This window comes from Sheuella amnicola, from assembly GCF_010499255.1.
Taxonomy (GTDB): Bacteria; Pseudomonadota; Gammaproteobacteria; order Burkholderiales; family Burkholderiaceae_B; genus Zwartia; species Zwartia amnicola.
This window is the reverse complement of sequence record NZ_JAAGRN010000003.1, coordinates 223,253-239,286: the sequence shown is the minus strand read 5'-3', so window position 1 is coordinate 239,286 and position 16,034 is coordinate 223,253. Positions and strand designations below refer to the sequence as shown.

Genomic DNA, 16,034 nt, shown 5'->3' with positions numbered 1-16,034 from the left:
GCGAATGTTTAGTGATTTTGATTTTGATGTCATCGCGCGAACCTGGCCTTATCTATTCAAGGAAGGAATGACGTTTACTTTAACGTTGACTGCCATGTCGACGTTATTCGGTATTTTGCTCGGAACAACGATTGCATTGATGCGCTTGTCAGGCATCATGATTCTGGAAAAAGTCGGCACTGCTTATGTGAACCTGGTCCGATCCCTACCTCTGGTTCTGGTGATTTTCTGGTTCTATTTTCTGTTGCCTTATATCGGACAATGGCTGATGGGAACGGAGCGCCCGATGACTGTCGGGGCGTTCATGTCGGCATTGATCACTTTTTCTTTGTTCGAGGCGGCCTATTTTGCCGAAATCATGCGTGCGGGGATTCAGGCTGTACCTAAAGGGCAGGTTGCCGCTGCGCAGGCATTGGGAATGCGATATCCGCAGGTTATGGGCTATGTGGTGCTGCCTCAGGCTTTTAGGGCGATGACGCCGTTGTTGCTGACTCAAACCATCGTATTGTTCCAGGATACTTCGCTTGTTTACGTCTTGTCGATCACCGATTTTCTGGGGGCGGCAAGCAAGGTTGCTCAACGAGATGGTCGCTTGGTCGAAATGTACATATTTGCAGCGCTAGTTTATTTCATCATCTCGTTTGCGGCGTCTTATCTAGTTAAAAAATTGCAGCGCCGCATGGCGGTTGCCTGAATTATTTATTGCGGAACTCACATGACTGAAAAAATGATCCAAATCGAAGACTTGTCGAAGTGGTACGGCAGCTTCAACGTACTGAAAAACTGCTCGACCCATGTGAATCGCGGTGAGGTCGTTGTCGTTTGCGGTCCTTCAGGATCGGGTAAATCCACGTTGATTAAATGTGTCAATGCGCTGGAGCCTTTTCAACAGGGCAAATTGACGGTGAATGGTGTTGCATTGCATGATCCTAAGACCAATCTGCCTAAATTGCGCAGCAAAGTGGGTATGGTGTTTCAGCACTTTGAGTTGTTTCCGCACCTAACTGTGACAGAAAATCTCACGTTGGCTCAGATTAAAGTATTAGGCCGCAATAAGGACGAATCGATCGCACGCGGCCTTAAAATGCTTGATCGTGTCGGGTTGACTGCGCACAAGGATAAACATCCGGGGCAGTTATCCGGAGGTCAGCAACAGCGCGTGGCGATCGCCCGGGCACTAAGCATGGACCCTGTCGTGATGTTGTTTGATGAGCCGACATCCGCTCTAGACCCCGAAATGGTGGGCGAAGTGCTTGATGTCATGGTCGAGCTGGCCAAAGAAGGCATGACGATGATGGTGGTGACGCATGAGATGGGTTTTGCACGGAAGGTCGCCCATCGGGTCGTGTTTATGGACCAGGGCGAAATTGTCGAAGATGCGACAAAAGATCAATTCTTCAATCAACCGAAGAGCGATCGTGCGATCCAGTTCTTGTCCAAAATCCTGCAACACTGATTGGATAAAAGACACTCATAGGTCTGCGATATGAAAGAATATTATGCGGCACGTGCCAAAGAATATGACAAGATATACAGCAAGCCCGAGCGTCAGGCCGATCTAAGACTAATCGAAACATGGCTGCCACAGAACTATATCGGTAAACATGTTTTGGAGATTGCTGCCGGCACAGGCTATTGGACCCAATTCATCGCGCCTGTTGCAGCAAGCCTGGTTGCGCTAGATTCCTCTGCGGAAACCTTTGAAGTCGCACGAAACCGTGTGTCTGAAAAACATGTGCAGTGGTTGATCGGGGATGCCTACGAGATTCCCATGCCTGATCCGTTGTTTGATGCTTCTTTTGCCGGATTTTGGTTCTCGCATGTTCCAAAATCGCGTCGACGCGAATTTTTGATCGGATTGAATCGTGTACTGCAAAAGGGCGCAAAGGTTATTTTTCTCGATAATTCCTATGTTCAGGGTAGTAGCACGCCACTGACCGAATCGGATGATGAAGGCAACACTTATCAGCATAGAACGCTTGCTGACGGTTCCCTGCATAGTGTTTTAAAGAATTTTCCGACCGAGTACGAACTCATCGAGAGTATCGATGGGTTAGGTGCGCACCCTGCATATAGAACATGGCAGTATTTCTGGGCGTTCGAATACGAGGTTGCCTAAACATCGTATTGGTATGCCACTTGTCGCATCGATTGAGTTGACGCGGTGCAAATTACACAGGTTGTATTACTCGTTAGTAAAGGTGACAGGCCACTTCGCCTGATCCATCTTTCTTGAGTTGCGGATTCATTTTGGAGCACTGCTCCATTTTTTGTTTGCACCGGGGATGAAACGTGCAGCCAGACGGAGGGTGCAAAGGATCGGGAAATGATAAACCCAGTCCCATATCCGGAATGCCAAGGCCAGGCTCAGGGGTGAGAACTGATGCGAGTAATGCCTGCGTATAAGGGTGGCGAGGTTGTTTAAAGATGTTTGCGGTTGGTCCGAGTTCGACCACGCGTCCAAGATACATGACGGCAAGTTGTGTCGCGATATGCTCAACCACCGCCAGATTGTGGCTGATGAAAACATACGTCAGGTTAAAGTCCCTGCGTAAGTCCATCAGTAAATTCAGGATCTGAGCCTGAACCGAAACATCTAGCGCGGAAGTAGGCTCATCGCAGATCACCAGTTCCGGGTTCATGACCAATGCTCTTGCGATCGCAACGCGTTGGCGCTGGCCACCGGAGAGTTGACCCGGGGTATTGTCCGCGTAACGTGCCGGCAGTCCAACACGCTCCAGCATTTCGATTGCCTTGTTTCTACGATCTTGCGGGCTTCCGATGCCATGCACATCCAGGGGAAACGCGACGATCGAAGCGATGTTGCGACGAGGGTTCAATGAGGAGTATGGATCCTGAAATACGGGCTGCACCCGCCTGGCCAACTCCCGTCTGTCCATTTTGCCGACTTCCTGCCCATCAATCAGGATTTTCCCCTGGCTTGGCGGAGTTAGTCCGAGCAACATGCGCGCAAGTGTCGATTTTCCGCAACCGGATTCGCCGACAATGCCCATCACATCGCCTCGATCAACGGATAAGTTAATGCCATTGACCGCGTGCAGGGTTTGACGAGCTTTAAAAATGCCGGCATTCACCGTGAAGGTTCGGTGCAAGTCGACGGTTTGAATCAATGCGGTCATGCTGCAACCTCGCTTGTCATCACGCAACGCCATTGATGATTGCCGGCATGATGAACAGGAATATCTTTTTCGCAATTGGATTGCGTATAACGACAACGATCGCGAAACGCGCACCCTTTAATCTGACCGATCAGAGAGGGCACAACACCCGGAATCGTACCGAGTTGCCCGCCGGGTTCGGTGCGTCCGGGAACTGGGATACAGTTCAGCAACCCTTGTGTATAAGGATGACGGGGTTTTGAGAATATGTTGGCGGCACTGCCTTCTTCAACAACTTGTCCGGCGTACATCACGGCAACGCGATCGGCGATGCGGGCCACTACGCCAAGATCGTGCGTGATCAGTACCATGGCAATGCCAAGCTCTTTTTGCAGGTCGGCTAACAGGCGCAGGATTTGAGCTTGAATCGTTACATCCAAGGCAGTACTGGGCTCGTCTGCAATCAGCAGATCAGGCCCGCACATCAACGCCATTGCGATCATCACGCGTTGGCGCAGTCCACCGGATAATTGATGAGGGTATTGTCCCAATCGTTGAGCCGCCGAGGCGATGCCGACTTTTTCGAGTAGTTCGGTCGCACGCGCGATCGCTTCGGCTTTGGAGGCTTTTTTATGATGACGATAGTGCTCGGTTAACTGATCACCGATCGTGTAAGCGGGATTCAGCGCAGTCATCGGTTCCTGAAAGATCATCGCCATCTTGTTGCCGCGAAGGCTGTTTAGGCGAGCCGAGCTTGCCGCTCCGAGCTCTTCCCCCAGAAACTTCAGCGCGCTCGTGCTCCTTTTCGCAACCTTGGGCAACAGCCCCATTATTGATAGCGATGTCATGGATTTGCCGCAGCCGGATTCGCCGACAATGCAAAGCGTTTCCCCGCGCTTGACTTCAAAAGACACATCGCGCACGGCATGCAACGTGCCGCGCCCGGTTTGGATGTCGACTTTAAGGTCTTGAACCTCGAGCACAATTTCGCGATCTTGCATGATCATGCTCTCTCTTGCGGTGTGAAAAGATGATGCAAGCCATCACCGGCCAGATTGATCGCAAAGATCAAAAGCGCCAAAGCCGACCCGGGAATTGCAATCAACCAGAATGAAAAGAACATATAGGACTTGGCTTCAGAGATCATGAGTCCCCAGGATGGCAGTGGGGGCTGGACCCCCAATCCCAGAAACGATAGTGCCGCCTCAAGCAGAATCGCACTGGCCGCTTCAAGTGTGGCGATCACAATCAGTTGGGGCATGACATTGGGCAGAACTTCGGTTAGCAGGATTCGTGATGTGGATGCGCCAGCGGACTGAGCTGCCGAGACATATTCCATCGCACGCACTTGCTGGGTGGCGCTACGCATGACAACCGCGAAGCGATCCCATTTCAAGAGCCCTAGCACCAGGATCACGACCCATAATGAGCCACCGACAATCGCTACGGTGGCCAGTGCCACCAAAATCACAGGCATAGACAGGCGCGTGGTCACCAGAAAGGACACCAGCATGTCGACGCGACCGCCAAAATAGCCGGCAAGCATCCCCATGGTCGTGCCGATCAATCCCGAAATAACGGCGACACTGAGTCCAATCAGTAGTGAAATGCGGGCGCCATACATCAAACGCGACAGGTAATCACGGCCGAGTTGATCCGTACCAAGAGGGTGAAGCCATGATCCGTTTTCGTACCAAAAGGGTGGCGCTGTGCGGTTGGACAAATCTTGCACATAAGGATCAAACGGCGCAAGCAGCGGAGCGAAAATCGCGATCATGATGATCAGCAACAGCAATCCACCGCCAATAGATAGCGCTTTATTTTTCAGCATCAGACGACTCGGATTCTTGGGTCAAGCCAGGCATTGGCGATGTCGGATGCCAATGTCAGCAAGATATAAATCACCGAAAGAAGCAATACGATGATTTGAGTGACGGGATAGTCTTTAAAGGTAATGCTTTGGTACGCCAGGTATCCAAGCCCGTCTAAGGCAAAAATCGTCTCGATGACAACCGAGCCTCCGAGCAAAAAGCCCAATTGCACTGCTGCTAACGCAACGACAGGAACGATCGCATTACGCAATGCATGTTTAAAAATCACAACGCCGGGAGGCAAGCCCTTGGCCCGTGCGGTGCGGATGTAATCCGCACCCAGCACTTCGATCATGCCGGCCCGGATCAGTCGCATGAAAGCAGGGGCGGCATAATAGCCAAGCGCGATGGATGGCATCACCAGATGCTGCCAAGTGCCACTACCGGAAACAGGCAACATCCGCCAGGTGATGGAAAACAGCATAATCAGGATCAAGGCAAAGAAAAAATTCGGCAAAGCCTGACCAAACACTGCGATCGCCAGGCAGACCCGGTCTATCCAGCTATTTTTGTAAATGGCCGCTAGGACGCCCAGAGGGATCGAAATGACAAGCGCCACGATCAGTGAGCACACAGCAAGTAGCATGGTCGTTTCGAGCTTGCTCATGATTAATGGGCCCACTGCGGTTTTGAAATAAACCGATGTGCCAAGATCGCCGCGCAATAACTGCCACAGCCAATCACCGTATTGAACGACGAGTGGCCTATCCAGGCCATAGGTCTGACGAATCAAGTCGATGTCAGCCTGACTGGCCCCTTCACCGGCCAAGGCGAGGGCCGGGTCGCCTGTCAGGTGAAGCATCATGTACGCAAGAATTGAAACCGTGAGCGCAACCAAAACCGCCAGGCCCAGTCGCCTGGATATATAACCAAGCATCGATTATTTCCAGCCCATTTCCCAGAATCTGACGAGTTCGTCGTGATAAGGCGTAAATTTCACATCCTTGTTCGCAACGTAATAGACAGGCAGCGTCCAAAGTGGAACGGCATAGGCCTTTTCGGAAATAAGCGCCAAGGCTTTTCCGTAAATTTCCTTGCGCTCTTTGGGATCGATGGTGTGATCCCCCTTGTCGAGCAATTTGATGACCTCGGGATCTTTAGTCAAATCATCGCCGCCTCCACCAAAATAAACCGGTGTAGATGCAGAGGTATCGTTGATCAGGTTTGATCCCCAGGTTTGATGGGCAACAGATACCTTGCCCGATCTGGCCAGATCACGCATGGCTGCATATTGCATGAAATTCAGCTTAGCCTTGATGCCGACTGCCTGTAGATAGTTGATCATCGCTTCGGCTTGATTGCGTTCGCGATAACTATTGAAGTCGAGCGATAGACCGTTCGGAAATCCGGCCTCTGCCAAAAGTTTTTTCGACAGGGCCGGGTCGTATTTGTAAACGGTCGCGCCTTCGCTAGTGCAGCCAACCTGTCCAGGCGTGCAAATGGTATTGATGATTTCTCCGCCACCCACAATGTTCTTGAGCATGGCTTCACGGTCGATTGCATGAGCGATGGCTTTACGAACGCGAACGTCCTTGAGTTCGGGAGCAGGGGTGTTATCAAGCGAATTCAGGGACAAGAACACAATACGCATCGTATTGCCGGATTGGACCTGCAAATGCGGCAGTCCTTTCAGCTTTTCGGCCTGATCCTTAGGTACATGCATAATGAAGTCTTCGCCACCGGACATGACTTCCGCCATTTGGGTCTGACGATCGGGCAAGAAGCGGATTCTCACCTTGTTAATGGTTGGCTGGGACTTTGGAGAGTCTTTGAAGTAGTTTGCATTGCGTTCAAGCGTGACTGATTTGCCGGGCACATGTTCAATGATTTTGTACGGACCCGTGCCTACCGGCTTGGCGTTCATGCCTGCAGGACCGACTTCCTGATAGTACTTGGCGGGATGGATTGCAAGCGTGGTGGATAGATAGTCGATAGCTGCCGGAAAAGGTTCTTTGCTGATGATGCGGACTTTGTATTTGTCGATTTTTTCGACTTTATCGATCCAGCGCACATTAGATTGGGTTGTAGCTTTATTTTTTGGATCGGCCACGAAGTTGAGAGTGTAGACCACCGAATCGGCATCAAAATCTTCACCATTATGGAATTTGACTCCCTCACGCAGATCGAACTCGAGGGTGCGGTCGTCGACCTGTTTCCAGCTTTTTGCCAGCTGCCCCGAGTATCCACCAGTGCGAGGGTCTCGGTAGACAAGCGTATCCCAGACGTTGTTGGCGATGATGACGCCGATTCTAACGTTGTTAAAGTAGGGGTCAATGTTTTCCGGGGCCTGATCGTAGGCCATGCCTAATGTATTGTTGGCTTTACCTGCGTGAGCAAATGGGCTGAGCGTGCAGGCGGCAAGCAGGCACGCCGATAGTGCAAGCTTGGCCTTGTTGAGGGGCAAGACCGATGCCGCTGTAGAAACATTCCGCTTCATAAGAGTCCTTTAAAGTCCTGGTACAAATTGATTGAGCTACATAATGAACACTCAAGCAAGTTGCATGCCAGATGTTTCATAAACCTGTCGCTCACAGAGTGCCTACATGGTATATCTTAGGCTATGTATCAACAACCATGGGTTTTCACCAGTTTAAAAGAGGCGTGATATGTCGAATGTTGCTTTGCAGCAAGCAGTGCAGTTTGCAATCGAGCATGAAACGGTTTGGGATCGTGACTGCAATGGTCCAGTCTGGGGAGTGCATCAGAATGATCCACCACCATGGAATCGACTCTATGGTCCAGTGCATTCCCGTGGTCCGGTTTCCGGCACGATTCTGGTCGATGGAAAAACGGTCATGTCATGGGGCGAACCCAAACGCGCGGATCTGACGTTTAGTGTTGCCAAAATGTATTTGGCGCTGCTCGCGGGCGTGGCCTTTGATCGCGGATTGATTAAAAACCTGAATGAACCCATCGGCAAAACACTGAAGGGAATTGGTTTTGACCAAGGCAATAATGCTTTGATTACCTGGGAGCATTTGCTGCAACAAACCAGCGAGTGGGAGGGAACATTATTCGGCATTTCCGATCAGGCTGACCGTTATCGTGCCGTGACATTTGGCGATAAGCCCAATGGTAAGAAAGGTGATGCCCGGCCCCTGCAAGCTCCCGGCACATACTGGGAATATAACGACGTTCGTATCAATCAATTGTCCCTGGCGTTGTTGCATCTATTTCAGCGACCGTTACCCGAAGTATTTCGTGAGGCTATCATGCGCCCAATTGGTGCATCCGAGGACTGGAATTGGGTTGGCTACGACGATGCATGGGTGGAGATTGCCGGTCGTCGCGTGCAGTCCGTGCCCGGAGGGTCACACTGGGGTGGTGGAATGTCCATCAGCAGTGAAGATCAGGCACTGGTCGGACAAATGCTTCTTGATGAAGGGGTTGCAAGAGACGGCAAACGGGTTTTGTCGGCAGATTGGATCAAGCGGATGCAAAAACCTTGCGCCTTGGCTCCCTATTACGGATATTTGGTCTGGTTGAACCATGATCGCAAAGTATTTCCTTCGGTGCCTGAATCGAGCTATTTCGGAGTCGGGGCAGGTAGCTCATTTACATGGATTGAACCCGAAAATCGCATGGTCGTCATCGTGCGCTGGTTGAACTCGGCCTTTGCGGATCAATTTTTCGGCAAAGTATTCCAGGCGATTACCAAAGGGTGAACTGGAAAAGTTCCCCTTTTTTACATGTCTATTTGGTAACTTTCATGTTGCTCATGCTTGCATTATGATGCGCCTACCAAAACCCACTTTTGAGCATTGAAGGATATTCATGCGTAAATTTGTCTTGTCTGCAGCGTCGGCGGCATTGGCCCTGACCATTGGTGTTGGAGGCGAACTGACCGGGTTGAACCCTAGTTCAGTCGCTCATGCGCAATCCGCTCAACAATCCGGCAATCTGTCAGCGCCGCAATTACAGTCGCTGGTCTCGCCGATTGCTTTGTATCCGGACTCGCTTTTGTCGCAGATGCTTATGGCATCGACCTATCCGCTTGAAGTAGCAGAGGCCGCCAACTGGTTGCGTGGCAATAATCGTTTGTCGGACACTCAGCTGCAAGATGCCCTTAAAAATCAAACGTGGGATAACAGCGTTAAATCGCTGATATCGTTTCCCGACGCCCTGAATATGCTCGGCAACAAGCTTGACTGGACACAGCAACTTGGCAATGCCTATCTTGCCCAGCCTAAGGATGTGATGCAAGCTATCCAGGTCTTGCGTGCCAAGGCTAAGCAGGCCGGCAACTTGCAGTCGAACCAGCAGATACAGGTGACAACCAATCCGCAATCCGAAATCATTATCGCTCCTTCCAATCCACAGGTCGTGTATGTACCAGCCTATAACCCGACAGTGGTTTACGGTGCTTGGCCATACCCCGCCTATCCACCTTATCCGGCTTATAACCCAGCTTGGGGGTTGATGACTTTCGGTTTGGGAATGGCGGTTGGTGCCGCGCTTTGGTCCACACCTCACTGGGGAAGCGGGTCGATTACGGTTAACAACAATACGTTCAACAACTTTAATCGCAACTTCAACAATGCAAGCAATTGGTCCTCAGAGCGTCTGGGTAACACAAGCGATTGGACACACAACCCTGCGCACCGTGACGGCGTCAGTTATGGAAGCACTGCATTGAACCAAAGGTTTGGCAACCAGAGCGGAATTGATCGCAACAACATCGAACGTCAGCAGCGCGCGATGAATGACTGGCGCAATAACGCAACCCCCGAAGACAGGCAACGTGCTCAACAGGCCCGTGAAAATGCGCAAAACACCTTCAATAGCCATGCTTCAGCCCAAGAAAAACAGCAAGCAGGCCAGTTAAGGCAGCAGGGTAGAAGCGATTGGTCGCAAGACAAAGCAAGTCCCAACATGGCGCGTGAAGCATCACAAGAAAATCAGTTGCGCAGCGAGGGGCGTAGCGATTGGAGCCAGGATCGAGGCAGCCGTAGCTTTGGTGGCGGCGAGCGTAACTTTGGTGGCGGTCGCGGCGGCTTCGGTGGCGGACATTTTGGTGGATTTAGGCGCTAAGGGTTAAAGGAAACAACATGATTCAGAAATACATTGCAATGACTGCCCTTGCGTTTTTGCCGGCCATGCACGCTGGCGCACAAACTTTGCCATTGGCCGATGTGTCAACGGAAAAATTCGTGGCGCTATGTCAGGATCCGGCAGACGAGTTGGCTCAAACCTTCTGTTTCGGCTATGGCGAAGGGGTTTACCAGGGGCACGTCGTGACACGCGACCCTAAAACTCCCCAGACCATTTGTATTCCCAAAGAGGGCATTGGGGTGACGCGCTCCGAGGTTCTGGCCGAATTCATCAGATGGACGCGTGCAAATCCTCAGTATGACAAGGATTATGCCGCCTCAACCGTGTTGAAATTCCTGCCGGTTCGTTTCCCTTGTAAGGGATAAAAAGCGAACAACGGGCAGATTCTGTACAATGCTGCCTGTTGTTTTGCCTCGATGATGAAATTGGTAGACATAGCAGACTTAAAATCTGCAGCCTAAGGGCGTGCCGGTTCGATTCCGGCTCGAGGCACCATCAGATTTCGAACTTGATTCCCTGTGCAAGCGGCAGTGATGATCCATAATTGATCGTATTCGTTGCGCGGCGCATATAGGCTTTCCAGGCGTCCGAGCCAGATTCGCGACCTCCGCCCGTTTCTTTTTCCCCTCCGAATGCACCACCGATCTCGGCACCGCTTGTGCCAATATTGACGTTGGCAATGCCACAATCAGAACCTCGGGCCGACGTAAATATTTCAGCCTCCCGCAAGTCCTGAGTGAACACAGCCGAAGACAAGCCATGGCTCGCCTCATTGTTCATCTCGATCGCCTGCTCAAAATCATCGTATGGAGTGACATAAAGAATGGGTGCGAAGGTTTCCTTCAGCATCGGACCCGATTGTTCAGGCATCTCCACGATGGATGGACGCACATAAAAGCTTGATTCGCCTAGCACGATTTCCCTTGCTCCGAAATGAACGGTTGCTCCCGATTGCTTGACTTGTTCAAGCGCAGTTTGCATGGCTGCGAACGATCGTTCGTCTATCAGCGGTCCGACTAACGTTCCTGGATCGCGAGGGTCCCCGATTGGAAGACCTGCGTAAGCACGCACAAGAGCGGGAACAAGTTTCGAGTAAATCGAGCGATGGACGAACAATCTACGTAGCGTTGTGCAACGTTGCCCGGCGGTTCCCGCCGCTGAAAAAACCACACCCCTGACAACAAGGTCAAGATTTGCCGTAGGTGTCACGATCGCGCTATTGTTGCCGCCTAACTCAAGCAGAGAACGCTTAAAGTGTGAAGCGCAGGCAATACCAACCTCGCGCCCCATTGCGGTTGATCCTGTTGCACTTACAAGCTTGACGTTAGGATGGGCAACCATGGTGGCTCCCACTTCACGATCGCCTATTAGTAACTCACTCATCCCGAGGGGCTCGAAACCTTCGCTGGCGCAAGCCTTCAGCAACAGGCCATTCAAGGCCATTGCCGTGAGTGGTGTTTTCTCCGATGGTTTCCAGACCAGTGTATTGCCGCAGACCATCGCCAGTGCAGCATTCCAGGCAAAAACCGCCATCGGAAAATTAAAGGCCGATACGATACCAACCACGCCGAGCGGATGCCAGGTTTCGAGCAATTTATGGTCTGCACGTTCACTGGCAATCGTCAGGCCGTAGAGTTGGCGGGATAGGCCGAGTGCGAATTCGCAAATATCAATGACTTCCTGAACTTCACCCAAACTTTCCTGTGTGATTTTTCCGGCTTCGAGAGTGATCAACTGCGCCAGAGAGGATTTATGCTGGCGCACGATTTCGCCAAATGCACGGATTGCGGCTCCGCGTCTTGGTGCGGGTTCGTTTCGCCAGGATTGGGCACGCAAATGTGCTCGTGCAATGGCGGCTGCGACCTCGGATTGATTGGTGCATTTGACGCGACCAAGCAACGATCCATCGATCGGGGTATGGACGGCAAGGGCGTTGCTATCGGTGCTATCGCGATAGTCGACCCCAATGTCCTTGAAAATCTTCTGAATCGTGCTTGCGTGCGTCATTTCTTTACTCCGTCCTATTTGGATTCGATTGATCTGTTCCAGCGCTGATTCCAGCTTGGTCTGTTTGCATTGATGGCATCCCAGTCGACTGTGACGGCGTTTTCCATATAGGAAACGAACTTTTTAAGTCGAGACTGGGCGATATCACCAACAGCCTGGGATTTGGGATTGGATGGGATCTGGCTGCCGTATTGCAATCCAGCTTCTTGCGCTTTTGCCGAGAGCAGGTACGCAGCGAGTTTTTGCGATAGTTCAGGTTCGCTGTTTTTAGCGATGACGCATTCGGCCACCATCAGAACCACCGATCCCTCTTTGGGCTGAGCGTATTCGATCTGAACACCTTTGTCCTGCAAAACCGCGACAGAGGTCGGGGTCAGGGGGGCAAGCGCGATTTCACCGTTTTGCATCATCTCGGATACTTTGGCCGAACTGGGAATGTATTCCAGCACGTTCGGGCCGATTTTGCTTGGCCAAGCTTTGAAGCCGGGATCCACATTCTTTTCATTTCCGCCTTGAATACGGTTAAACATCAAAAAGCCATGAAGACCAAATGAAGAGGATGGCATGGATTGAAATAAAACCTTGCCCTTATATTTCGGATCAGCTAAATCCATCCATGAGGTGGGAGGTGCCCAGCCTTTTTCGGCAAACATTTTCTTGTTGTACGAAATACCAGTCATCCCCATTGTGACGCCGGCCGCCATGTCATCCTTAAAGCGAGCCGCGGGATAGATTTCGTTGAGATTCGCACTTGGCTGCATTTTTTCGCACAGCCCCATGCCGATTGCGCGAACCATGACGCCGTCATCCAAAAACATGACATGCATTTGCGGTTTGTCTTTGTTTGCTTGCGCTTTGGCCAAAATGTCTGACGAAGTACCCGGCACAACGACAACTTTCACATTGTTTTCTTTCTCGAACGCGGGAAAGACATGTTCGACCCAGGTTTTTTCCATGATTCCGCCATTCATCCCAATGTAAAGGGTTTTGCTTTGCGCCATGGATGGAGTTGACCAAGCCCCGGCGCAGGCGATCGCCAGTACAAGGGCGGACTGTTTAATAATCGTATGTGCGGATTTAATTCTTTTATCGCTGTTTTTCATGAATGACTCCTTTATTGGGGCGTACGGTTACTTGATGGAAAGTTTATTGTGCTGCGGTCATAGGTGTTGCGTGTAACGCTCAATGCCAAACGCATCGATCGGCGTGGTGCTTTTGCCATCGCGCACGAGTTCTGCGAGTACTTCTCCTACAGCAGGCCCGGTCTGAAACCCTGCGCCCGCGAAACCAAAAGCATGAATAAGTCCTTGTGTCGTTCGACTCAAACCAATAACCGGCTGACGGTCCGGTAAGTCACCCTCTGTACCACTCCAGGAGCGAATAATGTGCGCATGTCGTAATGATGGGAGCAACTCGACGGTTTGCTGCAGAACCAGATCAATCGCAGCACGGCTGGGCCGAGCCCGCTTGTCATCCAGCGCATATCCCCTTGAACCGCCGATGACACAATTACCGCTGGGGGCTTGGCGCGCATAGACCCCGCCGCCCTCGACTCCCAGACTCAAGTTCATAAAAGCAGGCAGCGGTTCGGTGACTACCATGACAGGATGTATGGATTGCATCGGTACGGATTCACCGAATTGCTTCGCGATATTGACCGCCCATGCACCCGCACAATTCAATAGAAACCGGGATTTAATCTCAAGCCCATTGTTTGTTAGCACATGAAATCGCTCACCATCGTGCTGAATTTCTTCTACGCAAGTGCGCTCATGAATGATTGCGCCGGCTTGTGCGGCTGCAGCAGCAAATGCCGGTGAAACCAGTCGGGGATTGGCATGACCATCCTCGGGGCATAACGAGCCGCCCACTGCGCGAACACCTAGCCAAGGGTACTGTTTGCGTAATTCCGCTGCACCCAGCATGCGCAGATCCATGCCGAACCCATGCGTATTGTTTCGGTAGTTTTCAAGCGATGCAAGATCGGATTCGCTACGTGCAAGTTTCAGGTGGCCCGAACGAATATATTCGCCATCAATGCCTATCAAGTTTTTCAATCGCCCCCAGATCTCGTGCGAACGGGCTGCAAGCGGGAGTTGAGCGATGGTTCTTCCTTGGCGACGCACGCCGCCGTAGTTCACACCACTTGAATGTGATCCGCATAAATCGCGTTCTAGCAGGGTGACTGCGATATTCATTTTGCGAAGAGCGAGTGCGGCTGCGCTACCGACAATACCTCCGCCTACAATGACCACCTCTGTTGTCTGTGCGTGTTGCGTCATTGCTTGTCTCGAATCTGCGTTTCGCCCGTTTGCTGTTCGGTGACAAAGGGGATCGGTTTAATTGGTGGTTGCCCTCTCAATCTGCCGACTTCACTGATATCGATTCCGGCACAGTCAGCGATGATTTCGGCTGCCGCTGCGGCACACATGCGCGATTGACATCGTCCCATGCCGACGCGAGTGAGCGCTTTGACACGATTGATTTCGATTGCTCCGTTCACTTGAACGGCCTGTCTGATTTGACCCGCGGAGATTTCTTCGCAACGACATATGATGAGATCATCGGGAGTTTGATTAGCCCAGTTTTGCGGAAACGGAAAGGCTTGCTCCAGTCCAAGACGGAATCGTTTGATCCTGCTTAGTTCTGACTGCAATTCTTTCATTCTCGTGCGGTCTTTTTCATGTATTAAGCTAGGTTGAGCGTCTGAGATCAAGGTCAATGCGACGAGTTCTCCGGCTTTTTCAGCCGCATCGGCACCCATGATGCCGGCGCCGTCACCAGCCAGATACACCCCGTCGATACTCGATCTTCCGCACTCATCCCGCTCGGGGAGATGGGCGCGCTGAAGTCTATCGAATGAAAAACGACAGCCTAGAATGTCGGCCAACTGAGTTTCGGACCGTAATGCATACCCGAATCCAATCGCATCGCAAGAAATCTCGTGATTGCCCCGATCATCTTCCCAGACGATTCCGGTTACTCTTTCATGGCCGGATGCGCGAATGGGGTTGATTCCTTCAAACAGAGGCACGCCATGTGCGCGCAACCATGCAATGTAGTAAACGCCCTTAAGCAGAACGCTTGGTAATGAGAGCATGGAGCCGGTTGCGGCGACTTGACTCTTGCGTTTGGAGGTATCAAGCACGGCAACAACGTTTGCTCCCGCACGGACATATTGATACGCGACCAGATACAGCAAAGGCCCCGTGCCCATTAAGACCACGCGATCGCCAATTGAATTGCCTTGAGCTTTTAGTGCGATTTGTGCCGCGCCTAGGGAATATACGCCTGGAAGCGTCCAGCCCTCGAACGGCAGAACCCTGTCAGTTGCGCCCGTGGCAAGAATCAGGTGGCTATAACTTGATACGGATGTTTTTCCACTGCTAAGGGTGTCAAGTTGATTGTCCTGAGCGTTCCAAACCAGTGTGTCAGGGTGATAGTCCACACGGTCGAGTATTTCGGCCATTGCTTGATGAACTGAATCCGCACGGCCGGCTTCAAAACCGTACAACCCTTTTTTGGTGCGCTTAAAGTGGACGGAAGGTTGTCGGTAGATCTGCCCCCCCCATGAAGGTGACTCATCCAGCACGGTCGGGCGTAGACCGTGACTAACCAATGTTTGCGCAGCGCGTATGCCAGCAGGCCCTGCGCCGACGATGACAGGTTTGATCATGTCGAATTTACTTGCATTGCTCATCGGGGATATCCGAAGTTGGTCACGATATGCATATTCGGCTCGATGGCGGTGGTGCAGGCGCGCACACGTTCGCCGGACTCGAGGGTGACCCAGCAGTCTTGGCATGCACCCATCAGACAGAATCCTGCCCGAGGCTGGTTTTGATGATCACTATGCCTGAGAAACCCTTGATTGGTAAGAATCGCAGTTAATACCGTATCGCCCTTGAGGGCTTGCACGAAGTGGCCGTTCAATTTGAACGCAATCGGCTCGCGACCTGTTTCCTTCAGGCGTTTGAACATGGGA

15 protein-coding genes, 1 tRNA gene and 1 pseudogene are annotated in these 16,034 nt (G+C 51.7%); 7 read left to right on the top strand and 10 right to left on the bottom strand.

The window, feature by feature from the left end; all coding sequences use genetic code 11:
- Positions 1-4 precede the first annotated feature (4 nt).
- From G3I67_RS05925 to G3I67_RS05915, 3 genes are read left to right on the top strand one after another with little or no spacing between them, the layout of a single operon-like run.
- A complete protein-coding gene (locus G3I67_RS05925; protein WP_163652513.1) occupies positions 5-694 on the top strand; it encodes an amino acid ABC transporter permease in 690 nt (229 codons plus the stop codon).
- 33 nt (positions 695-727) lie between these two features.
- Positions 728-1,456: an amino acid ABC transporter ATP-binding protein gene (locus G3I67_RS05920; protein WP_163652954.1), complete on the top strand. Its 729-nt coding sequence runs from the start codon at positions 728-730 to the stop codon at positions 1,454-1,456.
- Positions 1,457-1,486: 30 nt separating this feature from the next.
- The gene (locus tag G3I67_RS05915) at positions 1,487-2,119 is read left to right on the top strand and encodes a class I SAM-dependent methyltransferase (RefSeq protein WP_163652511.1); all 633 of its coding nucleotides are present in this window, start codon (positions 1,487-1,489) and stop codon (positions 2,117-2,119) included.
- Positions 2,120-2,192: 73 nt separating this feature from the next.
- On the opposite strand, the gene G3I67_RS05910 is transcribed toward G3I67_RS05915, so the two are convergent.
- The 5 genes and pseudogenes from G3I67_RS05910 to G3I67_RS05890 all read right to left on the bottom strand — a co-directional run bounded on the left by G3I67_RS05910 (position 2,193) and on the right by G3I67_RS05890 (position 7,427).
- Positions 2,193-3,140 carry an ABC transporter ATP-binding protein gene (locus tag G3I67_RS05910; protein WP_163652951.1) on the bottom strand — a complete coding sequence of 316 codons (948 nt, stop codon included), beginning with the start codon at positions 3,138-3,140 and terminating at the stop codon, positions 2,193-2,195.
- Positions 3,137-4,120, bottom strand: a complete 984-nt coding sequence (locus tag G3I67_RS05905) for an ABC transporter ATP-binding protein (RefSeq protein WP_163652936.1) — start codon at positions 4,118-4,120, stop codon at positions 3,137-3,139. The genes G3I67_RS05910 and G3I67_RS05905 overlap by 4 nt, the downstream gene beginning before the upstream one ends.
- A gap of 2 nt (positions 4,121-4,122) precedes the next feature.
- Positions 4,123-4,956 (bottom strand): annotated as a pseudogene (locus G3I67_RS05900) (ABC transporter permease); the annotation flags it as partial.
- A complete protein-coding gene (locus tag G3I67_RS05895) occupies positions 4,950-5,867 on the bottom strand; it encodes an ABC transporter permease (RefSeq protein ID WP_163652507.1) in 918 nt (305 codons plus the stop codon). The gene G3I67_RS05895 and the pseudogene G3I67_RS05900, both read right to left, overlap by 7 nt.
- Positions 5,868-5,870: 3 nt before the next feature.
- Entirely contained in the window at positions 5,871-7,427 is a 1,557-nt protein-coding gene (locus G3I67_RS05890) for an ABC transporter substrate-binding protein (protein ID WP_163652505.1), read from the bottom strand.
- Between the two features lie 169 nt (positions 7,428-7,596).
- Here G3I67_RS05890 and G3I67_RS05885 point away from each other — a divergent pair, with 169 nt between their 5' ends.
- From G3I67_RS05885 to G3I67_RS05870, 4 genes are all read left to right on the top strand, one after another.
- On the top strand, positions 7,597-8,655 hold the full coding sequence (locus tag G3I67_RS05885) for a serine hydrolase domain-containing protein (protein WP_163652503.1): 1,059 nt from the start codon (positions 7,597-7,599) through the stop codon (positions 8,653-8,655).
- Positions 8,656-8,764: 109 nt separating this feature from the next.
- The gene (locus G3I67_RS05880; RefSeq protein ID WP_163652502.1) at positions 8,765-10,021 is read left to right on the top strand and encodes a DUF3300 domain-containing protein; all 1,257 of its coding nucleotides are present in this window, start codon (positions 8,765-8,767) and stop codon (positions 10,019-10,021) included.
- Positions 10,022-10,038: 17 nt separating this feature from the next.
- Entirely contained in the window at positions 10,039-10,407 is a 369-nt protein-coding gene (locus tag G3I67_RS05875; RefSeq protein WP_163652500.1) for a Rap1a/Tai family immunity protein, read from the top strand.
- 45 nt (positions 10,408-10,452) lie between these two features.
- A tRNA-Leu gene (locus tag G3I67_RS05870) sits at positions 10,453-10,537 on the top strand.
- On the opposite strand, the gene amaB is transcribed toward G3I67_RS05870, so the two are convergent.
- From amaB to G3I67_RS05845, 5 genes are read right to left on the bottom strand one after another with little or no spacing between them, the layout of a single operon-like run.
- A complete protein-coding gene (gene amaB, locus G3I67_RS05865; protein WP_163652498.1) occupies positions 10,538-12,049 on the bottom strand; it encodes an L-piperidine-6-carboxylate dehydrogenase in 1,512 nt (503 codons plus the stop codon).
- A 14-nt stretch (positions 12,050-12,063) separates the two neighbouring features.
- Positions 12,064-13,152, bottom strand: a complete 1,089-nt coding sequence (locus G3I67_RS05860; protein WP_163652496.1) for an ABC transporter substrate-binding protein — start codon at positions 13,150-13,152, stop codon at positions 12,064-12,066.
- Positions 13,153-13,209: 57 nt separating this feature from the next.
- Positions 13,210-14,331, bottom strand: a complete 1,122-nt coding sequence (locus G3I67_RS05855; protein WP_163652494.1) for an NAD(P)/FAD-dependent oxidoreductase — start codon at positions 14,329-14,331, stop codon at positions 13,210-13,212.
- Positions 14,328-15,749 (bottom strand): FAD/NAD(P)-dependent oxidoreductase, encoded by a 1,422-nt coding sequence (locus G3I67_RS05850; protein ID WP_235931720.1) that lies wholly within the window; start codon positions 15,747-15,749, stop codon positions 14,328-14,330. The genes G3I67_RS05855 and G3I67_RS05850 overlap by 4 nt, the downstream gene beginning before the upstream one ends.
- Entirely contained in the window at positions 15,746-16,030 is a 285-nt protein-coding gene (locus tag G3I67_RS05845) for a (2Fe-2S)-binding protein (protein WP_163652492.1), read from the bottom strand. Before G3I67_RS05845 ends, G3I67_RS05850 begins: the two co-directional genes overlap by 4 nt.
- Between the last annotated feature and the right edge of the window lie 4 nt (positions 16,031-16,034).